Here is a 24,368-nt window from a genome sequence, read left to right as displayed (position 1 = left end):
CAAGGGTATTTATTGTTCCTGATATGCCAAAGACCAGGTCTGGTAAGATCATGCGCAGAATCCTGGCTGCAATATCCAACAAGAAACAAGATCTTGGTGACATTACGACCCTGTCCAATCCTCAAGTGGTAGAAGAGATCAAAAAGATGGTTCAAGGGTAATGGATAAAGAGGGAAGGCAGTTAAAGTACTGCCTTCCGTGAGATAAAATAGGAATGTAACTTTTTAAGAATAATTAATAATTAAGGAGGGGGAAGATGAGTGAAGTAAAATTAGGTAATCCAGCAGCAGTAGGTTTGGGTGGTTTTGCAATGACCACTTTTATACTCCAATGTCATAACCTTGGTTGGGTTGGAATTACCCCTGTATTATGGTTAGGCCTGTTTTATGGTGGGGCTGCCCAGATGATTGCTGGATATTTTGAATTTAAGTTGGGAAATAACTTTGGCTTTAGCGCCTTTGTATCTTATGGTGCCTTTTGGATAGCATTGTGCTTTTTTGTAATTATGGGAACCAATCCTGAATTGGTAAAGGCTTATCCAGTACTTAAATTAACAGGCAAAGGGCTTGGATTTTTTCTCCTTGTTTGGACTATTTATACAGCTATTATGTTTATAGCTTCTATGAAACACCATACAGTACTTGCACTTATATTTTTGACATTACTTCTTGGCTTTATTGGGCTAGATTTAAAAGAACTTGCAGGCAGCAAAGCTATGGGAACATTGGCAGCTTGGGACTTGTTGTTATGTGCGTGCCTTGCATGGTATTTAATGGCCCACATTATCTTCGCTGATGTTGGCATTAATCTACCAGTTGGAAAGCCCTGGATAAAATAGGGACTTTAAAATTAAAAAAACATAGGCGCTAATCTTAAAATTTTAAGGAGGGGGAGATGTTGAGTTTAAGATTAGCGCCTTTTTCATGCGAATTTTTTATAATCAAAAAATTCCCTTATCTCTTTGGCTAAATCCTCAGGTGTAATCTCAGAGAGTTCATTTTTAAGTATCTTCTGTAAAAAATAGTCATCTGTCCTGTGGTGTTTTACTACATTCTGTCTATTAACTATCTTCATTATGCACCTAAAATATGGAGCTTTTTCATTTAATGGCCCACTTAAGAGGGAAAAGTTATAGGTTGATATCTTTTTTGAATGAAAATAGATAAATAGTTTTTCTAGTCCCTCACTTAAGTCTTTTATATCTTTTTCAGTAAAATGAAAGAAGTTTTCTTTTTTGGGCCAAATTATCTGGACTTCATTTCTTCCCATAGGTGAATAGGCTGAAATCCATACCCCATCACCAACCTCTCCAATATACCTTTTATTTAACTCTTTCTCTGTTTTTATTAAGTCTATAAAATAGCATGAACCATATTTTTCATAATACTCTTTTAATCTATCCAATAACAACTGGTGAAAGGTGGAAGGGATAAGGAAGTTCATTATCTGAAAATGGGGATGGGTTGCACTTGCACCTGATGGAAACATAAAATTGGCATTTATTGTTGGATACTTATATCTTTTATTATAATCAAAAGTTTTTTTTAAAAAATTAAAGGCCAGTTTAAAGCCATTAAATAGCATTTTTGAGTTTATTTCTCCTAGTTTTTTAAAATGATCAGATGTAAGCCTTATAACTGCGTGAAATTTTGAGAGGGGATATAAGTTTGGAAAAAGTACTGCATCTTTGTATTTAAGTCTTCCTTGTTCCAGAAAATCTTCTGGATAATACGGCGTCATTTTTTCTAACCTGTGATCACACATAAAGCAAAATTTTTTACTTCTCTCACCAATATAGTCTAAATATTCATAGTCTGTATCTGGATAGAGCAGTCCTCTTTTATTCACCAGATATTTATTGATAATTGACCTAAAGCCTGTTAATGGGTCTTCTCTGATCTCTAAGTTTATTTTTGTTTTTTTAAACTGATTTTTAGGACTGTGAAATTCTACAGTTTCACGGTATTGTTTGAACTTTATCATAAAGAAACTCCAGTATTTATACCTTGATGTTTTTTTTATAACACCCTATTTTTTAAAAATTACGTTTAAACTTACTCAAAAAAAGAAATATTATCAAGTAGAGCCTTTACTTTGTTTACCTTATAATAGGAGGTAGTATGAAGGCAAAAAAACTATTACTAATAGATGTGGGTAATACAAATACGAAAATAGGACTTGCTGTTGGCAATAAGATTGTTTCTACCTATGTCTTGCCCACCTCTTTAAGGGAGACATCTGATACTTTTGGTTTTAAGATCTTTGCCCTTACCAGGCACGTTAAAGTGCAAATAAATGAAATTGATTTATGGATGGTATCATCAGTGGTTCCACCATTAAACGGAATAATCAAAGAAGCTGGAAACAAATATTCCATGTGTGATGTTATATTTGTTCCAGAGGATTTGCCTTTGCCTTTAGAAAATAGATATGCAAATCCATATGAGGTGGGGTCTGATAGATTGGTAACTGCCTATGCTGCCAGGGAACTATTTTCCACACCAGGCCTAATTGTAATAGACTTTGGAACAGCCACTACCCTGGAATGTGTTCAAGACAACATATATTTGGGTGGGCTTATTTGTCCTGGAATCTTATCATCACTCCAGGCGCTAGGCCAGAAGACCGCTAAATTGCCGAAAATAAGTCTGGATGTGGATGATGGCAAGATGCTCATTGGGAATTCCACTGTAACCAGCATGACACATGGATTTATTTTTGGTTTTGCTTCAATGGTAGATGGTCTGTGCACTCAACTAAAAGAGTTTTTATCTGGAGAGATCACTGTCGTGGCCACTGGTGGTTTTGCTGAGAAGGTAAAAAATGTGTGCAAATCCATTGATGAGATAAGACCAGATTTGCTTTTAAGGGGCCTTCTGTTTGCATCAAAAAATATATAAATTTTAACCCCAGGATTTAAAAACCTGGGGTAAGTTTTATAAGCATCATTTCCAGTAATACTCGGCGCCTTTGCCAAGTTCCATTTCTATCTCAAGGAGGCGATTGTACTTTGCGATCCTCTCACTCCTGCACGCAGAACCAGTCTTTAGGTGGCCACCATCCATAGCAACAGAAAAGTCAGCAAGAAAGTCATCTTCTGTTTCACCTGATCTATGGGATATAAAGTATCTCCATCCTGCGTTTCTGCAGAGCCGTATTGCCTCTATGGTCTCTGTTACCGTTCCAATTTGATTTAATTTAATAAGAGCTGAATTGGCAGTTTCTTGTTCAATTCCCTGTTTTATATATTTTGTATTAGTGACAAATATATCATCACCTACAACCTCAATTTTATCCCCAAATTCTTTAGTGAATTTTTTAAATCCCTCCCAATCTTCTTCAGAAAGTGGATCTTCCCAGAGCACGATTGGATATTTGGATATCCACTCTTTTGCCATCTCTATTATTTCATCACTTGTTTTTTTGCCGCCTCCAGACCACTTTAAATCATATTCACCAACTTTTTCAGTGGCAAAGGATGAGGCAGCAGAGTCTAATGCAATGGCTATTTGATCCCCAGGCTTATATCCTGCCTTCTCTATTGCCTGAATAATTAAATCCAGGGCCTCTTCATTGCTCTTTAAATTAGGAGCAAATCCCCCTTCATCTCCTACTGATGTTGCAAGTCCTTTTTCTTTTAGTATTTTTTTCAGTACATGAAATGTTTCAGATATATATCTCAGTCCTTCTGAAAAAGTAGGCGCGCCCACGGGAACTGCCATAAATTCCTGTATATCAACGCTGTTGTCTGCATGTGCTCCGCCATTTAAAATATTCATACACGGAACAGGGATCCTCCTTGCTGTAGTGCCACCAAGATATTTATAAAGGGGTAGTCCACAGGACATTGCAGCTGCCCTGCAAACCGCCATGGAAACACCTAAAATAGCATTTGCTCCAAGGTTTGATTTGTTTTCTGTTCCATCGAGCTCCAACATTATTTTGTCTATTTCTAATTGGTTGGTTGGATCTAGACCAATTAATTTTGGGGCTATTTTTTCATTTACATTTGAAACTGCCTTTAGAACCCCCTTTCCTAAATACCTATTGGGATCGTTATCCCTGAGCTCAAGGGCTTCGTTTTCTCCTGTGCTTGCACCAGATGGAACTGACGCTGATACCTTTATTCCAGATTCAAGTTCTACAAATACCCTTACAGTTGGATTTCCCCTTGAATCTAAAATCTCCATTCCCCGTATTTGTTTTATTTTGTCTCCCATTGGTAACCTCCATTTTTTTCTTTTTATACCAGTGACCAAAGACAATATATACCTATAGCGTAAAATATTTTGTTTTTCCAGTTTTTTTGAGTGTATTTTGTTTTGTATTGAATTTGACACCAAAATGGAAAACCTATACAAATTGCCATTGGGTTTAAAAAGTAATATACGGGGTATTTTTATGTTTCAAAAAGAACTTGAGATAATCAATTACCATTCTACAGAGGGAGCCAAACTTAGGACCCTATTTTTTGAGGAAAATGCAAGGTTAATAATAGATATTGCCGGGACAATTGCTGCCAGCCTGGTTAAAGGTGGTAAGGTTTTAATATGTGGAAATGGAGGGAGTGCAGCTGATGCTCAACACATGGCTGCAGAATTAGTTGGCAGATATAAATTAGAAAGACCAGCACTTCCAGCCATTGCATTGACAACTGATACTTCTATACTTACTTGTATTAGTAATGATTATAGCTTTAAGGATGTATTTAGCAGACAGGTAAAAGGTATTGGGCAAGAAGGGGATGTTTTGGTTGCTATTTCTACCTCTGGTAGAAGTAAAAATATTTTGAATGCAATAGATGCTGCAAAAGAAAAAAATATTCAAACAATAGGCCTAACAGGGGCAAAAGGAATTAGGTTTGTTGATAGATGTGATTATGCACTCATAGTACCAACAGAGTCAACTCCACTTATACAAGAAATTCATATAAGTGTAATTCATTTAGTATGTGAACTTATAGATGTATTTTTATTTGAAGAAGTGCAAAAACTAGATTTATATGCATAATTTTATTATATAAGGAGGTTTAAGATGCCAATCTATGAATATGTATGTGCAGATTGTAACAGTAAGTTTGAAGAACTGGTATTTAAAAATGATGAAGAAGTACAATGTCCAAAATGTAATAGTAAAAATACCAAAAAACTAATGTCTCTTTGCAGGTCAAAGGTATCTGGTGGAAATTCTTTGGACTCTCTTTCATCCAGTAGTGGAGGATCTTCATGTGCAGGTTGTTCAGGAGGGAATTGTGCCACTTGTGGAGGGTAATAGTCAACTGGAAGATAACATCATGAAAAAGATACGTATAGCAACCAGGGGAAGTAAATTAGCACTCTGGCAGGCCTATTATATTGGTGATCTCATAAAGGGAAAATACAGGGATATAGAGGTTGAATACAAAATAATTAAGACTTCTGGAGATAAAATATTGGATGTCCCACTTGCAAAGATAGGGGGGAAAGGTCTCTTTGTAAAAGAAATAGAAGAAGCCCTGCTAATGGGTCATGCAGATATAGCAGTGCATTCTATGAAAGATGTGCCATCTGTATTACCTGAAGGCTTGGAAGTTGGCATAATTCCAAAAAGAGAAGAACCATTTGATGCATTTTTGTCAGAGAAGTATCCAGATTTAAAATCCCTTCCAGATGGTGCAGTAGTTGGCACTAGTAGTTTAAGGAGACAGGCGCAGTTAAAAAAAACTCGTCCAGATTTAGATATCAAGATGCTCAGGGGGAATTTAGATACAAGGGTGAGGAAATTAAAACAAGGTCTGTATGATGCAATAATTGTAGCTGTGGCAGGTTTAAAACGATTGAATATATCCAGCACGTATATGGAAGTATTGGCCCCACCTCTATTTTTCCCTGCAGTAGGACAGGGTGCACTTGGTATTGAGTATAAAAAGGATCATAATGAGCTTTTGGAGATTATATCCTTTTTAGACCACTATGAAACCAAGGTGTGCGTAATGGCGGAAAGGGGATTTTTGGATGAGCTTGAAGGTGGATGCCAGGTTCCTATTGGAGCTTATGCTGAGTTAAAAGACAATAAAGTTTATATTAGGGGATTTATTTCTGATATAGCTGGCAAAAAGTTTATATATGGCGAAAAAAATGGACCTTCTCCAGATGCCACTAAAGTGGGAAAAGAACTTGGTAGATATTTACTAAATAGTGGAGGAGAAGAAATTTTAAGGGAAATTTATGATCAAGGGGCATAAGAGAAATGAAGAAATATTTGTTTATATTTGTTTTGTTTTTTGGAGTATTAACAGCCAATGTATATGCACAAGGAGACAAAGTTATTTCCATGGATAAATTAAAGCAAAGGATCCATTCTTTTACATTAAAAAATGGAATGACATTTGTGGTAATGGAGAGAAAGACATCACCAGTGGTGAGTTTTGTGACATTTGTAAAAGTTGGTAGTGTAGATGAAAAAACAGGTCACACTGGTATTGCCCATATATTTGAGCATATGGCATTTAAAGGTACAAAAGACATAGGAACCAAAGATTATTCTAAAGAAAAGGTATTGTTGAAAAAATTAGATGAGGCTTATAAAAAATATATAAAATGTAAAGACTTAGAAGAAAATCAGGGAAAATGCAAAATTTATAAAGATGAATTTGAAAAAATTTTGCATAAAGCTAATTCTTTAGTAAAGCACAATGAATTTTCAAAGATAATAGAGAGAAATGGTGGTGAGGATCTAAATGCAGGTACTTCAACTGACTATACCCTGTATTATTGTTCTCTTCCAGCAAATAAAGCAGAGCTATGGTTTTCTTTGGAATCTGATAGACTTAAAAATCCAGTATTCAGAGAATTTTATACAGAAAAAGAGGTAATTAGAGAAGAAAGACGCATGAGAGTGGACACATCTTATATGGGAAAACTTATAGAGGCATTTAGGTCCATAGCATTTAGTGCCCATCCATACGGACATCCCACCATTGGTTGGGACCCTGACATTGTTCATACCACTATTTCAGATGTAAAGGAATTTTACAAAAAATATTATGTTCCACAAAATATTACTATAGCAATAGTAGGTGATATTGATCTAAAAGAAATTAAAAAAATGGCGGAAACTTATTTTGGAGATATAAAAAAAGCACCTGATTCTCCTTATGTGTGGACAAAGGAGCCCAAACAGGCAGCCAAAAAAGAGGTCATATTATATGCAGATGCACAGCCCATGTATATCAGAGGGTATCATGTGCCAGGATATGGGAGTAAAGATTATTTAGCACTGGAATTACTAGAGGGGATATTGTCAAATGGCAGGAGTTCAAGGCTTTATTCTCATCTTGTGTTGGAGAAAAAATTGGCATTATCTATATCTGCATTCTATGGCTTTCCTGGCGAGAGATATCCTTGTCTATTTGGAATATATGCAATACCAAATCAAGGGGTAGGTCTGGATGATTTGTCCAGGGCAATAGATGCTGAACTCGAAGATATTCTAAAAAATGGTGTGACAAAACAAGAAATAGAGAGGGCATATACCCTGGAAGAAGCAAATTTGCTTAGAGAAATGGAATCTAATTTGGGAATGGCAAGGGAACTTGCCTATGCACAATCAATATATGGAGACTACAACAGACTTTTTTCAGATTTAGAAAAACTTAAATTTGTTAGCTCAAAAGATATTCAACATGTGGTAAAAAAATATTTTATCTCATCTAATATGGTAGAGGGAAGATTGTTACACAATGGGAAAAACAAAAAATAGGACGTTAAATTATGAAAAGGTTGATTATAATGTCTATGATATTAAGTATTATAGGTTGTGGTTTTAATGGTCCAAAGAAATACAATGAGCTTAAATTTAATAAAAGTATTTCCTGGCCTAATTATAAGATTACGTCTTTTAATTCTAATAATGGTATAAACTTTTTTTTAATCGAAGATCATGAGTTACCCATTATTAAATTTAATATTTATGTAAAAGGTGGGAAATATGCAGTTCCAAAGGGAAAAGAAGGGCTTGGATTTATACTAGCACAGATGCTGAGAATGGGTGGCACCAAAAAATATCCAGGGGAAAAGCTAGATGTATTTTTAGAAGATAGAGCAGTTGAATATCATATTGATTTTGATTTCTTAAATGGAGAGATTGATATTGATCTGTTAAAAAAAGACTTTGATACAGTAATGCCTGTTATAATTGAGAGTTTGGCAACCCCAATCTTTACCAAGGAGAAGTTAAACCTTGCTAAGATGAGGCTCTTAACCATAATTGCAAGGCGAAATGATAGGCAGGAAGAAGTTGGAATGAGGGAGTTTAAAAGGATCATTTATGGTAAGAATTCTGTTTTGGGAAGAATTCCAACAAAAAAGAGCGTTGAAAATATTTCATTACAAGATGTGCGCACTTTTTATCAAAAACTCTTTGTTGGACCCAATATATTAGTGGGAGTTGTAGGTGACTTTGACAAAAACAACATAAAACAAAAATTAAATAAACTCTTTCAAGTCTTTAAAAAAGGTGAAGAGATAAAATTTAACTTCCCTGAAGTTAATCCACCCCTTTGCAAAAAATATATAATAGATAAACCAGGCTCAAACCAGGCGTTTATTGTTTTGGGGCATTTAGGGGATTATAGATTAAATCCAGATTTTGCTCCATTGCAGGTAATGAACATGGTCTTAAGCGGAGGTTTTTCTGGAAGGCTTTTTGAGAATATAAGGACAAAGATGGGACTGGCATATAGTGTATATGGACATTTTGGAGGTGAGAGATATTATCCAGGACTCTTTTTTGTTGCACTTAAGACAAAAAATAGCTCTGTTCCAAGGGCAATAGAGGCAGTTTTAGATCAACTTGAGAAGATAAAACAATATGGTGCTAAAGAAAAAGAGGTTGAGGAGGCAAAGGAACAATTTTTAAACTCCCTTGTCTTTAGATATGATTCTCCAAAAAAGGTTCTTGAGAGAAGGCTATATTATGAAATAAGAGACATGGCCCCAGATTCTTTTAAAAAGTTGATTAACGATATTAAGGCCGTGACAGTTAAAGATGTAAATAGAGTGGCAAAAAAATATCTGCAGCCAAAAGATGTAGATATTTTAGTTGTTGGAGACAAAAAAGATTTAGGAGAGGAGTTAAAGAAAATTGGCCAGTTTGAAGATTGGGAGCTGGAACAATAGAGTATATTAAAAGTTTCTTAAAAAAAATGGTTTTAACTTGTAAAAGTAGGATGGATAATATAACTTAAATAGAAACTTATATGGCTGGCTAGTTATAGAGTTTGCCAAAATGGTTGATAAATTTTAAGTAAACTAAGGAGGGCAGGGATATGCACCATACAGAAGATGCTTATAAAAAGCTATTAGACATAGGAAGACCACCAAATATAAAAAAACTATTTCCAAATTCAAGGGCACTTATTGTGAGCGGAAAGGTGATTGATAGGGCAATGCTTAAAAAAGGCAAGGCAATGACAATTGCTGCAAATGGTAGGAACTATTTTGTTATAAGGGGGGCCCTTCTTGCTGCCCAGAGGGCAAATGCTGCTATAATTTTAGAAATAGCCAAGTCTGAATCCACATATTGTGCTACTAATTTCTGGAATCTTGCAAGAAGAGTTGATGCACTGTGTAATGAGCTCAATATCACTGTTCCAGTGGCAATCCACGCAGATCATTTTGCAATAAAGAACAAAGAAGACATAGAAAAGGCCAGAAAACAGATACCATCAATGTTTGATTTTGGTATAACTTCAATTGCAATTGACGCATCTCATATGCCTGATAGGGATAATTTACTTGCAAATATTGAACTCTCTCAATATATCCCCAAATGGGCTGGATATGAGACCGAGGTTGGGGAGATAAAGGGAAAAGAAGGATTATCTACTCCAGAAGAAGCCCTATTTTTAATCAGGGGCCTAAATGCCCATTCTATATTTCCTGATTGGATTGCTTTAAACAATGGAACTACGCACGGTATTCAGGATTCAGAGGCAGGGATTCAGGTGGATTTAACAGCAAAGATACATAAGGTCTTAGAACCTTATAAGGTGTCAGGTGCACAGCATGGCACATCTGGAAACAGCACCCAGAGATTAAAGGAGATCGCTGAAAAGACCCGTACCACAAAGGCAAATGTAGCAACTGCCCTTCAAATGCTCACCTGGGGAGTTAGGGTAAATGATTATGGGAATGCAGAACTGGATGAAAACGGTGAATTTATAAAAGAGCCAGATAAAGGGGTGAGTGAAGAGTTATGGAGAGAGATGGTTGAATATGCTAAGAAAAATGGTCTTAAAGGAGGAAATTATAAAAAACTAAATCTACCGTTTGAGACTGCTCTTATGTCAGAGCCACCCGAAATAAGGGAAAGAATGACCAAAAATGTTGAGGATTTTGTATATCATTTGCTAGTTGATGTGTTTAATGCAAAGGACACTGCTGATATAGCCAAGGAGCTCATTGCAAAGGCAAACTCTTATGATCTAGGACCAAAGGCTGAAAAGATAGAGGATGAATCTAAGTGGGATATTGAAAAGATAAAGGCAATGGAGGCACAAGTAAAGGAAAGTAAGGGAGATTATGACGATTAAATAAGATAGGGCACAACAAAAGTTGTGCCCTATCTTTTAAATGAGTTGAATATCTTTGCTGCCATAAGTGCAGCGCCAAATCCATTGTCAATATTTAAGACACTAACTCCACCTGCACAGGAGTTTAACATTCCCAGAAGTGCACTGATTCCATTAAAACTGGCTCCGTATCCAACAGATGTTGGTACAGCGAGTATTGGTTTTCCTGTAATGCCCCCAACTACACTGGGAAGGGCACCTTCCATTCCTGCTATAACTATTAATATCTTGGCATCTCTGAGAATATCTAAATAGGGAAGCAGTCTGTGAAGTCCTGCAACGCCAACATCAGTAATTAGTCCCACATTTAGATCAAAAAATCTTGCACACAGATAAGTTTCCAGGGCAACTGGAAGATCTGATGCACCAGCAGTTAAGATAATAACATCTCCATCTTCCTGCCATGGTGGATCTAAAGGGATTTTTTCTCCAAAAATAAATATCTTTGCCTCTGGATAAAATACACCTTTATCAAAAAGTTTTTCCAGTCTTTTTCCTGTTTTAATATCTAATTTGGTAATTAAAAGTTTATCCATGCCACTTTTCTCTATTATTGTCTTTAGCTGCTCAAAACTCTTTCCCTGACCAAATATAACCTCCCTGTGGCCAGTTCTAATCTCCCTGTGAGAATCCAGACAAATACCATTTGGGAGTTTTTTATATGGCAAATCCTTAAGAAATGTATATGCCTCATCTACCGAGATATTTCCATTATCGAGATCCCTTAAAATATGTTTTATATCCAATTTTAATAACTCCTTTTTTGAGTTTTAAGTCCTCTTGACTTAAGTTGATTAATAATTATTTTATGTTGATTATATGATAAGCTCCTTTTGGAAGAAAAAAGATTGTATGGTTATATTAAAGGTCTTAAGAATAGAAAATTTTAAAGGGGTTTGCAATGGCTGATTCAATTATATCAAAGGCCACTAATTTATTGATCGCTAGAAGACCCAAAGAAAAGCTAGATGGATTTTTTGAATTTTTGGAAAAAAATTTTGGAATTGATGGGGCATGCGTTTATATATGGACACCAGAATATAATATGTTTAGATCCTGCAACTTAGAGTGGGTAAAAGAGGATTTTAAAGAGTCTTTAGAGATGATAATAACTTCTCTATATAAAGGACATGATATATGGTTTTTGCCCCTTGGAAAAAATAGCTATGCAGATGAAGTCTTAAAAACAGGCAAGCCTCTATATGTAAGAGATACAAGTAAATCACCTTATTGGGGGGATAGGATTAGATATAAAGGAGGCATTAGATCCACATATACCTATCTTCTCATTAATAGAGAAGATTTCAAAGTTATTATAATATTTTTTAGTAGACATAAAGATGGATTTTCAAAGGATTTTATTTTGTTCATTGAAGGAATAGTAGATAAATTATCTCCTATAATTGAGGTTATAATACATGAAGAAATGCAAGAGATAGACAAGATTCATCTAAAAAAAGAACTTGAACAAAGGAATCACCAATTAGAAATATTATTAAATATGTCCAGACAACTTAGCTTTGCCTCTACATATGAAGAGGCCCTTAAGATAGTACGCAATTTACTTCCTTTTGGAGTAAAATATGATTTTTTTTCTATGTTAATAGTTTCAGAATATATAAAAAAAATATTTATATACCCATCTTATTATTTATCAGATAATTTAATAAATTATATAGTTAAGAATATGTTTAAAGAGCTTTCAAAATATATGAAAATTGATGATAATGAATTTGAGATATATGTCGAAAAACCAATGTATGATAATTTTCAGTGTATAAGAGAAGTAGATGAACTTTTTTTGTCCCCAATAACTCTCTCTCCAGAGGAAAGAGAATTGGGTATTTTCTGTATTGGGAGGAAGGGAAAGGAGTTTAATAAAGAAGAGAAAAGGTTTTTAAATCTTGTATTTACTCAATTAACAATAACATTTATTAGAATAATAGAATTGAAAGAAAGGGAAAAGAGTATTGTTCAAAATATGCTGTACAATTTCCCTGAAGCGGTGATATTAATAGATAATAACTTAAAGATACTCCTTTATAATAAGATTGGTGAAGAATTAATTTCTGAATTTGGATATATATCTAATAAAGATCAGTTATTAAAGTTTAAAGACATATCTATTAAAAAGCTAATTAAATCTGATAAAAGAGAATTAGACGTGGTGATTGGTAAGGATAAAGAGGGCAGGATATTAAAATTAACAGTTCAGCCTATAGATATACCCTATCCCTCTCCTACATGGCTCGTTATGGTATCAGACGTTACTGAGCGTAGGAATTTTCAACAAAAGATGCATAAGATGTTGGAAGGCACAGTTTATTCCCTTGCCTTGGCAATTGAGAGGAGAGATCCATATACAGCTGGGCATCAAAAAAATGTGGCAAATTTGACAGTAAAGATTGCCAAAAAATTAGGTTTAGATGAAGAAAAAATAAATATTTTATTTATGGGCGCTCTATTACATGACCTTGGCAAGATCGCAATCCCATCAGAGATATTGACAAGACCTGGTAAATTGACCCCTGAAGAATTTGCTTTAATCAAAACACATCCAAGGGTGGGATATGAAATTTTAAAGGACGTTGAATTTGTGGGTCCTGTGAAAGAGATGGTGCTTTATCACCATGAACGTTTAGATGGTAGTGGTTATCCCGCAGGGTTAAAAGGGGATTTAATACCCATGGAAGCCAGGTTATTGGCTGTGGCAGATGTTGTGGACGCCATATCTTCCCACAGACCATATAGACCCGCCCTGGGACTTGAGATGGCCTTGGAAGAGATAAAGAAAAATCGAGGAATACTCTATGACCCAGATGTGGTAGATGCATGTTTAAGTATTGATTTTTCAAAGTAAGTGTGCAAATAAATAATGTTGAGTTTATAATACATTGAAGGCCATTAATATTCAAAAATTCTACGAGTGTGATGGACAGATTTTTACTGGTTATTTCTGAAGTACACGACATAGCCCATTTAATAGAAGGGCTGAAGGAAAATAACATTCAATTTCATGTGAGTTGTGAATTAAATGAGATAAATACTATTTTAAAAAAGAGACGTCCAAATTTAGTGCTTATTAAAGATAAGCTGGAAAAAATAGATTCAGAACAAATAGTATCTAAAATTGTAAATAGAGATGAAAGTCCATATGTAGTTGTTTTTTCGGAAAAAGCTGATGCGTCTTTGGCAAAGAAATTTCTAGACCTAGGCGTATTTGACTTCTGGATAGCTCCCATTATCTTAGATAAGATCTTGGTCTTTTTTAAAGAAGAGAGAAAGGATAATTTTTCAAAAGAACATAGCCCTCCAAATTATATAAAAATAGTTGGTGAGCATAAAAAGATAAGACTAGCGCTTGCCCTGGCAAAAAAGGTGGCCCCATCCAATGCAACAGTCTTGATTTCTGGAGAATCTGGAACAGGTAAGGAACTTATAGCAAAATATATTCATTTAAATAGTAATAGGGCAAAAGGTCCTTATGTGGCAGTAAATTGTGCTGCTTTGCCTGAAAATCTCTTGGAAAGCGAGCTTTTTGGTTATGAAAAAGGGGCATTTACTGGAGCATATAAATCAAAGCCTGGAAAGTTTGAGTTGGCTTCTGGAGGAACAATTTTACTTGATGAAATATCAGAGATGAACCTAACTCTGCAGGCAAAGCTCCTCAGGGTGATTCAAGAAAAAGAAGTGGACAGACTGGGAGGCGTTCAGCCTATAAAGGTAGATGTGAGGATAATCGCTACCACCAACAGAAATCTAAAAGAATATGTAGAGCAGGGAAATTTCAGACAAGATTTATATTTTAGATTAAATGTTATCCCTATTCATCTACCTCCTTTAAGGGAGAGGGGCGATGATGTGATCTTGCTTGCAAATTATTTTTTAGAAAAATTTTCTCATGAATATAATATTCAAACACCTGGATTCAGTGAAGAGGCCATAGAGTGGATGAAGACTTATGATTGGCCAGGAAATATAAGGGAGCTTGAAAATTTAATAGAAAGGGCAGTTTTGATTGCCCAGGATTCATATATAGAGCCAAGACATCTACTTATGGATTCCTTGGAAGATGATCTATTGGAAGATGTTTGTGATAAGGATTTTGAAGAAAATTCTCAAAAGCAAGAACATAGAGAGATTTTTAAGTTGGATTTTGACAGGATCGTTCCATTGGAAGAATTGGAAAAACACATGATAATAAAAAGTTTAGAGAAAACAAGGGGAAATAGGACCAGGGCCGCAGAACTTTTAGGCATATCAGTAAGGACCCTTAGAAATAAATTAAATAAATTAAAGGAACAAGGGATCACCTTATAAACAAAAAAACGCAGAATCAAAAAATATATTCTTATGTATAAGGGAGTGTGAATATGGGATATTTAAACAAAGAAGTAAGTGGGTTTTTAGAGAAAAGTTCCTGGATTAGAAAGATGTTTGAGGCTGGTTTAGAGTTAAAGAAAAAATTCGGTGAGGACAATGTCTATGACTTTAGTCTGGGAAATCCAGATTTGCCTCCACCAAAAAAGGTAAAAGAGGCACTTATAAATATATCAAATCATGCAGATAAACCATATGCTTTTGGATACATGCCAAATGCAGGGGCACCAGAGACCAGACAAAGGCTTGCTGAGTATTTGTCTAAAGAGCAGGGGACTGAGGTCTCGCCCTCAGATGTGATGCTAACTTGTGGAGCAGCAGGTGGCCTTAATTGCCTTTTTAGGTGTATTTTGGAGCCAGGTGAGGAGGTAATTTGTCTATCTCCATATTTTGTTGAATATGTGTTTTACTTATCAAACCACAAGGCAAAGGCAAAGATTGTTGAAACAGACGAAAATTTTGAAATAGAGTTAAATAATATTGAACAGGCTATTTCAGAGAATGTGAGGGCTGTGCTTATAAATTTCCCCAACAACCCTACAGGGCAGATTTATACCAAAGAACAGCTACTTGCATTGGGGGATTTGCTTACAAAGTTTTCAGAAAGATTTAATAGGCCAATCTACTTGATTTCAGATGAGCCATACAGGTTTTTGACATATGATGGGTGCAAGTGTGCTTCAGTGTTTGAGTGTTACAAGAATTCAATTGTTGTTAGTTCCTTTTCAAAGAATTTATCCCTTGCTGGTGAGCGAATTGGATATGTTGCCTTAAATCCAGAGCTTGAAGGAAAAGAAGAGCTTATGAACGGCCTTATATTTGTGAACAGAATACTTGGTTATGTAAATGCCCCGACCATAGGACAAAAGATTTTGGATTATGCATTAGGTGAAAATGTGGATATCTCCATATATGAGAAGAGAAGAATCATTATGGCCAAAATCTTAGAACAAGCAGGCTATGAATTCCTCATGCCAAAGGGTGGTTTTTACTTTTTTCCAAAATCTCCTATTCCTGATGAGGTGGAGTTCGTAAAGATATTGCAAAAAGAGCGAATTTTGGCAGTACCTGGATCTGGTTTTGGTAGAAAGGGATATTTTAGACTATCTTTTTGCGTTTCAGAAAAGACAATAGAAAATTCTGCAAAGGGGTTTAAACAGGCCATTGATAGGGCAATGGCTTAGGCTACCCTTGTCCAAAAGATAGGATAGTACAGGGTTTTATTGATTCCCTTTCTATATTTGACATATGCATTTAATTGATTTAACCATTGCTTTTTGGGTTTAGTTTGAAGTTCGATGTTCTAGGTTCGAAGTTCAAGGTTAAAAAGTGTTGTTGGGAATTTATGCATAAAAATATGGGACTTATATGTTTGATAGCTTATCAGAGAGACTTGATGGAATTTTTTCCAAATTAAAGGGCAAGGGCACCCTGGATGAAAAAAATATCCAGGATGGCCTGCGCGAGGTCAGGCTTGCCCTTTTAGAGGCCGATGTTAACTACAAGGTTGTTAAGGATTTTATTGAAAAGGTCAAAGAGCGAGCAGTAGGCCAGGAAGTATTAAAGAGCCTCACACCTGGCCAGCAAATAGTAAAGATCGTACATGAAGAACTAATAGAACTCCTTGGAGGAGTTGCTGAGCCCCTTAATCTCACCAAGACCCCATCTGTGATAATGTTAGTGGGTCTTCAAGGCTCAGGTAAGACCACAACAGCTGCCAAGCTTGCCCTTTATTTAAAGTCTCAAAAAAAGAAGCCGTATTTAGTTCCAGCAGACGTGTATCGACCTGCAGCTATAGATCAGCTATTTAAGCTCTCTAAAGAAGTGGATGTCCCTTGTTTTGAATCTACTTCAGACATGGACCCTGTGGATATTGCAAAGGAGGCGGTATCTCGTGCAAGGAAGAATTTTCTGGATGTTGTGATTATAGATACTGCAGGAAGACTCCATATTGACGAAGTCTTAATGGATGAGCTTGTGCGAATAAAGGCAGCAGTGTCACCCCAGGAAATTTTGCTTGTTGCTGATGCAATGACTGGTCAGGATGCTGTGAATATTGCCCAGAGCTTTAACGAAAGGTTAGATATAAGCGGGGTAGTATTAACTAAGCTTGAAGGTGATGCCAGGGGTGGAGCTGCTCTATCTATTAGGTCCATTATAAATAAGCCCATAAAGTTTGTGGGTGTTGGAGAGAAATTAAAGGATCTTGAAGTATTTCACCCTGATAGGGTTGCTTCTAGGATCCTTGGTATGGGCGATGTACTTACCCTTATTGAAAAGGCGGAAAAGGCATTTGCTGATGAAGATGTAGAAGACCTGGAGGAAAAATTTTTACAGGCCAAATTTGATCTAGAAGATTTTAGAACACAGCTAAGGAGGATAAAAAAATTAGGTTCCCTTGAAGGAATTATGAAACTTATCCCTGGTATGGGGAAAATAAGGGAGCAGTTAAAACAGGCTCAGATGCCTGAAAAGGAACTTGTGAAAGTAGAGGCCATTATAAACTCAATGACCATTGAAGAGAGGAAAAATCCTAAAATTATAAATAATTCTAGAAAAGAGAGGATAGCCAGGGGAAGTGGTACTTCTGTGGCCGATATAAATCAGCTTTTGAAAAATTTTACTCAAATGCGAAAGATGATGAAAAAACTTACTGGAAAGGCCAAAAAGAACAAAGGAGTGATTCCAGGCATGGGTGCAAATCCTTTTGGAAATCCCCTGGCAGGAGCTGAGGCTGGAAATACTTTGCCAAAGAGCTTTTTTACAAAAAAGAAAAAGCAAAGAAAAAAGAAAAAACAAAAAAGAAAGGCGAGAAAGAAAAAGTAAGAAAATGAGGGTTTGTTGGTGTTGCCTTTTGGCTTGAAAATGGTTATATTATAAATTCATTATTTTTTGGGGGGTAGAATAGATATGGCAGTGAAGATCAGGTTAATGAGATTGGGTTCTAAAAAAAGACCCTTTTACAGGATTGTTGCTATTGATGGTTTGCGCAAGAGGGAAGGTAGAGCACTTGAGTTTCTTGGGTATTACAATCCAATGGTGGACCCAGCAGAGATTAAAGTTGATTTAGAAAAGGTTAAATTCTGGTTTTCTAAGGGTGCACAGCCCACTGAAACAGTTAAATCATTGCTCAGGAAGGTTGGTTTTTACAAGGAGAATTAAAAATTTCAAATTTTGGTTTAGTTGTTTTTTGTAATCCTTTTGTTAAATTTGAGAAGTAGAAGTGGAGGTAGCTTATGTTCAAAGAATTAGTTGAGTACATTGCAAAGGCTTTGGTTGACAACCCTGATGCAGTACAAGTTACTGAAATTGAAGGGGAACAGACATCAGTAATTGAACTTCGCGTAGCCAAGGAAGACCTTGGCAAGGTGATTGGAAGGCAGGGACGTACTGCAAGAGCTATCAGGACCATCTTGGGTGCAGTATCAACAAAGGTTCAAAAAAGAGTTGTGTTGGAAATATTGGAATAGGTTATGGAAAAACAAACCAGATCCAGATATTTGGTTCTGGGTAGGGTGAGAAAACCCCATGGACTAAAAGGGGAACTCAGTGTATGTAGCTACACTGATTCCCCTTTAGTTTTTAATAAGTTAAGGAGGATCTTTCTTCAGGTAAATGGCAGAAGGCCCCAGGAATTTAATATATTTAAGGTTAGAGAACATGGGAAATTCCTTCTTATAAAACTTAAAGATGTTAGGGATAGGGATGAGGCTGAAAAATGGCGTGGGGCTAAACTCCTTGCTTTAAGGGAAGATGTGCCTAAAGAAGAAGACGAAGTCTTTTTTGCAGATATAATTGGTTGTAATGTGTATTTACCAGACGGTATGTTTGTGGGTGTTGTAAAGGATGTTAAGAGATATCCCCAGGAGATATGGGAGATTCAAGATAAGGATGAAAATGAAATATTATTTCCTGCAATAGATAAATTTGTACTAAAGTTAGATGTGGAAAACGAAACAATAATAATTGACCCACCAGCAGGTCTTCTTGAAATCTACGGTTTTAATCCTTAAAGTTTTATTTCATTATTTCTCACCTAGGGCTAGGTTATATGCATTTTAATATCATCTCTATTTTCCCTGAATTTTTTACATCTCCCCTAAACACAAGTCTTTTAAAAAAAGCTATTGAAAAGAATATAATTTCTTTTTCATTTATAAATCCAAGGGATTTTGCCACTGATACACATAGGAGTGTTGATGACAGGCCTTATGGAGGTGGACCTGGTATGGTGATGATGGTAGATCCCATTTACCAGGCCATTAAAAGCATTCCTGATCCAGGCAAGATAATCTTGCTTTCTCCTAGAGGTAAAGTGTTTAATCAAAAAAAGGCTAAGGAACTTAGTAAATTAAGCAAGATCACATTTATTTGTGGAAGATATGAGGGAATTGATGAGAGAATCGAAGAAATTTTAGATATTGAGAGGATTTCAATAGGTGATTTTGTGCTAAATGGCGGGGAAGCTGCTTGCCTTTCAATGATTGAGGCAATAGCCCGTCTAATCCCTGATTTTATGGGTAAATTAGAATCTACAGAATATGAGAGTTTTTTTTCAAACTTGCTTGAACACCCACACTATACAAGGCCAGCAGAATATATGGGCATTAAGGTTCCCGATGTGCTTTTGTCTGGAAATCATAGAGAGATTGAGAAGTGGCGGAGAAACATGTCTTTGATTGAGACATTTAAAAACAGGCCTGATCTATTGGAGTCCGCCAATTTATCCCCAGAAGATTATAAATACTTAAGGGAAAAAAAATTAAAGTTTTTAGGAAGAAATCTATATGTGGGACTTGTGCATTTTCCTGTACTTAATAAAGATGGAAAAGAATGTGCTGTATCCCTGACCAATCTGGATATCCATGATATTGCCCGTGTGTGTAAGACCTATTCAGTTAGTAAATATTATTTAATAACTCCAATTGAAGATCAAAAGGACCTGGCCAGGAGACTTATTCACCATTGGATAGATGGGCCAGGCAAGGGTGCAAATCCAGATAGGGAAATAGCGCTTAAAATAGTGAGGATAATTGATTCAATTGAAGATGCAATAGATGATATAGCCAAATTAACAGGACAAAGACCTTATATTGTAACTACCAGTGCAAGGGATGAGGGAGACCTTAGTTTTTCTAATCTAAGGGAAATTTTAGAAAAAAGACCAATTTTTTTGCTCTTTGGAACAGGACATGGACTTTCAAAAAGGGCGATGGACATGGCACATGGAATCCTCCGACCTGTTAGGCCATTTGACAGATATAGACATCTATCAGTTAGATCGGCAGTGTCAATAATTATTGACAGGATATTGGGAGACTGTTTTTAAATAGGATTGAGCTCAACTTTCATATTAGCTTAATCTTAGTCACTGCCGTCTATATTATGCCACTATTCTAATCTGTTTTAGACCATTCCTATTTCATGTTACGCACGCAGAGTACATAGCGCTTGCTATCTTTATCTGCCCAGTAAGCATTTCCATTATACAAATATACTTCCCATACATACTTTTTTTGGTTTTTAACAGGAGTGGCACTCCAGTATGAACATATCCTGCATTTAAAGCAGCAAGCATTTATAACAGGATTCCCGCCTCCTTTAGGGGAAACTATACTAAACAACTCAAATAAGGTCGGTAGTCTCCAGTCGGTAAATCCAGCAAGATTTAAATTTTCGCAATATTTTTTTGCTTCAATCCACGTGACTTTGTCTCTGTGACAAAGCTGGCCATCCCCATCTGTATCTGCTGTTGCCTGTTGCCACATGAGGTTTGTCTTTGAATCAACTACCACCAATTCTCCATTAATCTTTTTTTTGTCTAAAAATTTCAGAAGATCATCATATTTTTGCCCATATCCGTAAAATTTTTCACCCTTGTCTGGTTCAGGACATGGAGTTTCAGTACATTGGTTGTAACATGTTATCCTGGGTTCCTCGGCCTTTGCTATGGTTACAAGAAATATCCAAAGGATAAAGTTAATAATAAATAGATGAAAAACCTTTTTGTAAATATCCATGACTTGCCTCCTTTTTTAAAAATGCCTTTTTTAAAAATGATAGATATAACTAATTAACTTTTATTGTAACCTATTTTTTATATTTTTCAACTTAATTCTTGAAAAATAAATTAATTCATATTATGGACACCCTTAACGTTGAAAGGTAATACTATTGAAATTTAACAGTATTAAAAATCCTTATGTCAATGGAAGGGGAAAAAGTTATTAACAAACATAGTGTCATAATTATAAGGAGGTTTAATCTATGCTAAAATCTAATTTAAAGAAATTGCTTTTGATTTTAATGGTATTTTTTACCCTGTTTTTGCCACGAGTATGGGGGGCGGTGAAGGAAAAGGATTTATCAATTACCGCAGACCATACAAAATTTAAAGATTTAAAAGGAGATTTTCACAATGGGGAAGATTTAACTAATATGTGTTTGAAATGTCACAATCTGGCAGATAAGCAGATTTATAAGACTTTTCACTGGACATGGAAGGACAAAGAGGGCTTAAAAGGAAAGGGCGCTTATACGGTGAATAATTGGTGTATTTCTACAAACTTTATGCACGATGAAGAATGTAGCCTTTGTCATATTGGTTGGAAGGGCAAGGAAGAAGGTATAAATTGTTTTAAGTGTCACCTTCAGACCAAAGAAGATATTGCAAGTGATATGAAAGATTATTTATTTTTTTCTCAATCCCAGGATAAAGATTCTCAGGAGATGGCAAATGATATAAAAAATACAATAAAGGAACACATTGTAAAAATAGGATCTCCAACACGGAGGAATTGTGGAGAATGTCACTTTAAGGGTGGACATGGTGATGGAGCAAAACATGGAGATTTAGACACCTCTTTATTAAATCCCTCAAGGGATTTGGATGTTCATATGAGTCCTAAAGGTGGCAATTTTTCCTGTGTTAGATGTCATACCACTGTGGGTCATAATATTGCAGGAAGGTATTATACACATCCAGCGGTAAAGGAGAAAAAATCACTTATTGAGGATGATAAAACATCCAAAATAACATGTGTCTCATGTCACGGTCACACTCCACATAAAGATTCACTATTAAATGGCCATATAAAGAGGGTTGCGTGCCAGAGTTGTCATATTCCTGCATTTGCCAGGAAAAAACCAACAGAACTTTTGTGGGATTGGTCTACTGCAGGGAAAAAAGAAAAAGGAAGAAGAATCAAAAAAGTAGATAAATATGGCAAAGTTATTTATGGTTCTGATGTGGGCACTAAAAAATGGGCAACCAATGTGGTTCCTACTTATTTTTGGTATAATGGTACTATGGAATCATATACTTTGAAAGATACTATAGATCCAACCAAGGAAAATTTTTTAAATAAACCCATTGGTTCCCCAACAGATAAAAACTCCAAGATTTTTCCCTTTAAAATTCACAGAGGAAAGCAACCATATGACTTAAAATATAAAAGGCTGCTACCTCCATTATTATCTGAGGATGTGAAAACTGGAGAGGAAGGCTATTGGAAAACCCTGGATTGGCAAAAGGCTTTAAAAGATGGGTGTGAAATTATGAAAATTCCATATAGTGGAGAGTTTGGATTTGTAAAGACATCTTTTGCATACCCTATAAACCATATGGTGGCGCCTAAAGAAAATGCAGTAAAATGTATAGAATGTCATACACAAAATGGCAGATTAAAGAACATAAAAGGGATTTATTTACCTGGCAGAGACAGGTTTGGATTTTTGGATAACTTGGCATGGACAATTATCCTACTTACCTTGGTTGGTGTTATTATGCATGGTATTGGAAGATTAATTTTAAGTAAAAGGAGGGCATAAAATGAAGGGAAAAAGGATATACCTATTTACGAGATTTGAACGTATTTGGCATTGGCTTCAGGCCTTACTCATAATTGTTTTGTTGATTACAGGTTTTGAGATCCATGGTACTTATTCTTTATTGGGGTATGATAGGGCAGTATTTGTTCATAATTTTTGTGGAATTACATGGATTGTACTTTTCTTTTTGTTTGTATTTTGGTTGTTTGTAACTGGAGAGTGGAAACAATATATTCCAACAACCAAGAAGATGATTGATGTTATACGTTTTTATTCATATGGGATCTTCAAGGGAGAAAAACATCCCTTTCATAAGACTAGAGAGGAAAAACACAATCCCCTGCAGAGAATAGTTTATTTAATTCTTGCATCAATCTTTTTGCCAATACAAATCCTTTCTGGAATTTATTATTACACCTATCATACCTGGCCAAAATTAGGAGGGCTTGCTATTTTTAGCTCCTTAAACCCAGTAGCCTTTATCCATACCCTATTTGCTTTTGTTATTTTACACTTTTTAGTAATACACGTGTACATGACCACCACTGGAGACACTGTTTTTGCCCATATAAAATCTATGTTTACAGGATATGAAGAAATAAAAGAGACCTCTAACTAAAGACAACTTTATTTCCTGGGCCCATGGCTGATAACCATGGGCCTGGGGAAGTAATTTTTTTCAATAAATTCTTTTTTTCTGTAATTTTTAGGTAGTGTTACAAACATTGTGACAGAGTTCGATTTCCTACCTGTTGCTTTTTATAATCATTATTGATATAGCACCTTCCCATCACTTGATCTTTTTTAAAAAGAGATAAATGTTACTCTCTTCAAATTTTTTATCTAAAAAAAATTGGGAGTTAAGGAGATGAACAGAGAACTTAAGGATCGTTTGATAGCTTATTTAGTTATATTATACATTGGGATAACTTCAGCTTTCTTTTTTGTAATTGCTTTTTTTATTTGGCTTTTTACATTGCCCTTTGATAAAAACAAAAAGATTTTACATTTATTTACATGTTTTTGGGCATGTTTTTACCTCTGGACTTTACCTGTATGGAAGGCACGGGTAATTGATAGACATAAGATAGATAAAAATAAGGTTTATGTTATTGTAGCCAATCACCAATCCCACTTAGACATTGTAGTGGCCTTTCTCCTTTTTTGCCATTTTAAATGGATTTCAAAGGCAGAAGTATTTCGTTTGCCATTTATTGGATGGAATATGAGATTGAATGATTATGTAAAACTGAAGAGGGGAGATAAAAAGAGTATTGAAGAGATGTTTAAAAAGTGTGAAGAATTAATTGCAAAGGGAAATTCAATTTTTATTTTTCCAGAAGGTACCAGATCACATGATGGTAAACTACAAAAATTTAAACCTGGAGCATTTATCCTTGCAAAGAAGATGAAGGTACCTATTCTTCCAGTAGTGATAAATGGTACCAGGGCTGCCCTCCCAAAATATACATTAAAGTTTCATGGGGTTCATGAATTTACCATAAAGGTATTAGATGAAATTCCATATGAAAAATTTAAAGACATG

23 protein-coding genes are annotated in these 24,368 nt (G+C 35.5%); 19 read left to right on the top strand and 4 right to left on the bottom strand.

Features of this window, described 5'->3' with window-relative positions:
* Positions 1-256: 256 nt before the first annotated feature.
* A complete protein-coding gene (locus tag ACY2V1_RS04160; RefSeq protein ID WP_461833537.1) occupies positions 257-838 on the top strand; it encodes an acetate uptake transporter in 582 nt (193 codons plus the stop codon).
* Between the two features lie 83 nt (positions 839-921).
* Here the strand turns inward: ACY2V1_RS04160 and ACY2V1_RS04155 are convergent, their stop codons facing one another.
* On the bottom strand, positions 922-1,983 hold the full coding sequence (locus ACY2V1_RS04155; protein ID WP_461833536.1) for a hypothetical protein: 1,062 nt from the start codon (positions 1,981-1,983) through the stop codon (positions 922-924).
* Positions 1,984-2,120: 137 nt separating this feature from the next.
* On the opposite strand from ACY2V1_RS04155, the gene ACY2V1_RS04150 reads away from it, so the two are divergent.
* Positions 2,121-2,900 carry a type III pantothenate kinase gene (locus ACY2V1_RS04150; RefSeq protein ID WP_461833535.1) on the top strand — a complete coding sequence of 260 codons (780 nt, stop codon included), beginning with the start codon at positions 2,121-2,123 and terminating at the stop codon, positions 2,898-2,900.
* Between the two features lie 45 nt (positions 2,901-2,945).
* Here ACY2V1_RS04150 and eno read toward each other — a convergent pair whose 3' ends face one another.
* Entirely contained in the window at positions 2,946-4,220 is a 1,275-nt protein-coding gene (gene eno, locus ACY2V1_RS04145; protein ID WP_461833534.1) for a phosphopyruvate hydratase, read from the bottom strand.
* A 181-nt stretch (positions 4,221-4,401) separates the two neighbouring features.
* Here eno and gmhA point away from each other — a divergent pair, with 181 nt between their 5' ends.
* The 6 genes from gmhA to ACY2V1_RS04115 all read left to right on the top strand — a co-directional run bounded on the left by gmhA (position 4,402) and on the right by ACY2V1_RS04115 (position 10,573).
* Positions 4,402-5,010: a D-sedoheptulose 7-phosphate isomerase gene (gmhA, locus tag ACY2V1_RS04140; protein ID WP_461833533.1), complete on the top strand. Its 609-nt coding sequence runs from the start codon at positions 4,402-4,404 to the stop codon at positions 5,008-5,010.
* Positions 5,011-5,034: 24 nt separating this feature from the next.
* Positions 5,035-5,271, top strand: coding sequence for an FmdB family zinc ribbon protein (locus tag ACY2V1_RS04135; protein WP_461833532.1), 237 nt, complete (start codon positions 5,035-5,037; stop codon positions 5,269-5,271).
* Positions 5,272-5,293: 22 nt separating this feature from the next.
* Complete coding sequence (gene hemC / locus ACY2V1_RS04130) at positions 5,294-6,223, top strand: hydroxymethylbilane synthase (protein ID WP_461833538.1); 930 nt, start codon at positions 5,294-5,296, stop codon at positions 6,221-6,223.
* Positions 6,224-6,228: 5 nt separating this feature from the next.
* Positions 6,229-7,740: a M16 family metallopeptidase gene (locus ACY2V1_RS04125; protein ID WP_461833531.1), complete on the top strand. Its 1,512-nt coding sequence runs from the start codon at positions 6,229-6,231 to the stop codon at positions 7,738-7,740.
* 11 nt (positions 7,741-7,751) lie between these two features.
* Positions 7,752-9,158 (top strand): M16 family metallopeptidase, encoded by a 1,407-nt coding sequence (locus tag ACY2V1_RS04120; RefSeq protein WP_461833530.1) that lies wholly within the window; start codon positions 7,752-7,754, stop codon positions 9,156-9,158.
* Between the two features lie 149 nt (positions 9,159-9,307).
* On the top strand, positions 9,308-10,573 hold the full coding sequence (locus ACY2V1_RS04115) for a class II fructose-bisphosphate aldolase (protein WP_461833529.1): 1,266 nt from the start codon (positions 9,308-9,310) through the stop codon (positions 10,571-10,573).
* A 29-nt stretch (positions 10,574-10,602) separates the two neighbouring features.
* Here ACY2V1_RS04115 and larB read toward each other — a convergent pair whose 3' ends face one another.
* Positions 10,603-11,358, bottom strand: a complete 756-nt coding sequence (larB, locus tag ACY2V1_RS04110; protein ID WP_461833528.1) for a nickel pincer cofactor biosynthesis protein LarB — start codon at positions 11,356-11,358, stop codon at positions 10,603-10,605.
* 155 nt (positions 11,359-11,513) lie between these two features.
* Between larB and ACY2V1_RS04105 the strand changes: the two genes are divergently transcribed.
* The 8 genes from ACY2V1_RS04105 to trmD all read left to right on the top strand — a co-directional run bounded on the left by ACY2V1_RS04105 (position 11,514) and on the right by trmD (position 20,321).
* Positions 11,514-13,472, top strand: a complete 1,959-nt coding sequence (locus tag ACY2V1_RS04105; protein WP_461833527.1) for an HD domain-containing phosphohydrolase — start codon at positions 11,514-11,516, stop codon at positions 13,470-13,472.
* A 71-nt stretch (positions 13,473-13,543) separates the two neighbouring features.
* Positions 13,544-14,932, top strand: a complete 1,389-nt coding sequence (locus ACY2V1_RS04100; protein ID WP_461833526.1) for a sigma-54 interaction domain-containing protein — start codon at positions 13,544-13,546, stop codon at positions 14,930-14,932.
* A gap of 53 nt (positions 14,933-14,985) precedes the next feature.
* Entirely contained in the window at positions 14,986-16,176 is a 1,191-nt protein-coding gene (locus tag ACY2V1_RS04095; RefSeq protein WP_461833525.1) for a pyridoxal phosphate-dependent aminotransferase, read from the top strand.
* Between the two features lie 184 nt (positions 16,177-16,360).
* Complete coding sequence (gene ffh / locus ACY2V1_RS04090; protein WP_461833524.1) at positions 16,361-17,818, top strand: signal recognition particle protein; 1,458 nt, start codon at positions 16,361-16,363, stop codon at positions 17,816-17,818.
* Positions 17,819-17,902: 84 nt separating this feature from the next.
* The gene (gene rpsP, locus ACY2V1_RS04085; RefSeq protein WP_461833523.1) at positions 17,903-18,154 is read left to right on the top strand and encodes a 30S ribosomal protein S16; all 252 of its coding nucleotides are present in this window, start codon (positions 17,903-17,905) and stop codon (positions 18,152-18,154) included.
* 74 nt (positions 18,155-18,228) lie between these two features.
* A complete protein-coding gene (locus tag ACY2V1_RS04080; RefSeq protein WP_459875146.1) occupies positions 18,229-18,462 on the top strand; it encodes a KH domain-containing protein in 234 nt (77 codons plus the stop codon).
* Between the two features lie 3 nt (positions 18,463-18,465).
* The gene (rimM, locus tag ACY2V1_RS04075) at positions 18,466-19,005 is read left to right on the top strand and encodes a ribosome maturation factor RimM (protein ID WP_461833522.1); all 540 of its coding nucleotides are present in this window, start codon (positions 18,466-18,468) and stop codon (positions 19,003-19,005) included.
* Positions 19,006-19,043: 38 nt separating this feature from the next.
* Positions 19,044-20,321 carry a tRNA (guanosine(37)-N1)-methyltransferase TrmD gene (trmD, locus tag ACY2V1_RS04070; protein WP_461833521.1) on the top strand — a complete coding sequence of 426 codons (1,278 nt, stop codon included), beginning with the start codon at positions 19,044-19,046 and terminating at the stop codon, positions 20,319-20,321.
* Positions 20,322-20,409: 88 nt separating this feature from the next.
* Here trmD and ACY2V1_RS04065 read toward each other — a convergent pair whose 3' ends face one another.
* Entirely contained in the window at positions 20,410-21,012 is a 603-nt protein-coding gene (locus ACY2V1_RS04065) for an Lcl C-terminal domain-containing protein (protein WP_461833520.1), read from the bottom strand.
* Positions 21,013-21,259: 247 nt separating this feature from the next.
* Here ACY2V1_RS04065 and ACY2V1_RS04060 point away from each other — a divergent pair, with 247 nt between their 5' ends.
* The 3 genes from ACY2V1_RS04060 to ACY2V1_RS04050 all read left to right on the top strand — a co-directional run.
* On the top strand, positions 21,260-22,822 hold the full coding sequence (locus ACY2V1_RS04060) for a tetrathionate reductase family octaheme c-type cytochrome (protein WP_461833519.1): 1,563 nt from the start codon (positions 21,260-21,262) through the stop codon (positions 22,820-22,822).
* Position 22,823: 1 nt separating this feature from the next.
* Entirely contained in the window at positions 22,824-23,441 is a 618-nt protein-coding gene (locus ACY2V1_RS04055) for a cytochrome b/b6 domain-containing protein (RefSeq protein ID WP_461833518.1), read from the top strand.
* 249 nt (positions 23,442-23,690) lie between these two features.
* Positions 23,691-24,368, top strand: a 678-nt coding sequence (locus ACY2V1_RS04050) for a lysophospholipid acyltransferase family protein (protein WP_461833517.1), incomplete at its 3' end; no start/stop codon positions are given.

It is taken from the genome of Desulfothermus sp., from assembly GCF_053993635.1.
The sequence above is the reverse complement of the archived record's forward strand: the minus strand, read 5'-3'. Positions and strand labels throughout refer to the sequence as shown.

Bases quoted from the DNA above. Each gene is read 5' to 3' on its own strand.
- ACY2V1_RS04160 (WP_461833537.1), top strand. From the start codon at position 257: ATGAGTGAAGTAAAATTAGGTAATCCAGCAGCAGTAGGTTTGGGTGGT.
- ACY2V1_RS04155 (WP_461833536.1), bottom strand. From the start codon at position 1,983: ATGATAAAGTTCAAACAATACCGTGAAACTGTAGAATTTCACAGTCCT.
- ACY2V1_RS04150 (WP_461833535.1), top strand. From the start codon at position 2,121: ATGAAGGCAAAAAAACTATTACTAATAGATGTGGGTAATACAAATACG.
- eno (WP_461833534.1), bottom strand. From the start codon at position 4,220: ATGGGAGACAAAATAAAACAAATACGGGGAATGGAGATTTTAGATTCA.
- gmhA (WP_461833533.1), top strand. From the start codon at position 4,402: ATGTTTCAAAAAGAACTTGAGATAATCAATTACCATTCTACAGAGGGA.
- ACY2V1_RS04135 (WP_461833532.1), top strand. From the start codon at position 5,035: ATGCCAATCTATGAATATGTATGTGCAGATTGTAACAGTAAGTTTGAA.
- hemC (WP_461833538.1), top strand. From the start codon at position 5,294: ATGAAAAAGATACGTATAGCAACCAGGGGAAGTAAATTAGCACTCTGG.
- ACY2V1_RS04125 (WP_461833531.1), top strand. From the start codon at position 6,229: ATGAAGAAATATTTGTTTATATTTGTTTTGTTTTTTGGAGTATTAACA.
- ACY2V1_RS04120 (WP_461833530.1), top strand. From the start codon at position 7,752: ATGAAAAGGTTGATTATAATGTCTATGATATTAAGTATTATAGGTTGT.
- ACY2V1_RS04115 (WP_461833529.1), top strand. From the start codon at position 9,308: ATGCACCATACAGAAGATGCTTATAAAAAGCTATTAGACATAGGAAGA.
- ACY2V1_RS04105 (WP_461833527.1), top strand. From the start codon at position 11,514: ATGGCTGATTCAATTATATCAAAGGCCACTAATTTATTGATCGCTAGA.
- ACY2V1_RS04100 (WP_461833526.1), top strand. From the start codon at position 13,544: ATGGACAGATTTTTACTGGTTATTTCTGAAGTACACGACATAGCCCAT.
- ACY2V1_RS04095 (WP_461833525.1), top strand. From the start codon at position 14,986: ATGGGATATTTAAACAAAGAAGTAAGTGGGTTTTTAGAGAAAAGTTCC.
- ffh (WP_461833524.1), top strand. From the start codon at position 16,361: ATGTTTGATAGCTTATCAGAGAGACTTGATGGAATTTTTTCCAAATTA.
- rpsP (WP_461833523.1), top strand. From the start codon at position 17,903: ATGGCAGTGAAGATCAGGTTAATGAGATTGGGTTCTAAAAAAAGACCC.
- ACY2V1_RS04080 (WP_459875146.1), top strand. From the start codon at position 18,229: ATGTTCAAAGAATTAGTTGAGTACATTGCAAAGGCTTTGGTTGACAAC.
- rimM (WP_461833522.1), top strand. From the start codon at position 18,466: ATGGAAAAACAAACCAGATCCAGATATTTGGTTCTGGGTAGGGTGAGA.
- trmD (WP_461833521.1), top strand. From the start codon at position 19,044: ATGCATTTTAATATCATCTCTATTTTCCCTGAATTTTTTACATCTCCC.
- ACY2V1_RS04065 (WP_461833520.1), bottom strand. From the start codon at position 21,012: ATGGATATTTACAAAAAGGTTTTTCATCTATTTATTATTAACTTTATC.
- ACY2V1_RS04060 (WP_461833519.1), top strand. From the start codon at position 21,260: ATGCTAAAATCTAATTTAAAGAAATTGCTTTTGATTTTAATGGTATTT.
- ACY2V1_RS04055 (WP_461833518.1), top strand. From the start codon at position 22,824: ATGAAGGGAAAAAGGATATACCTATTTACGAGATTTGAACGTATTTGG.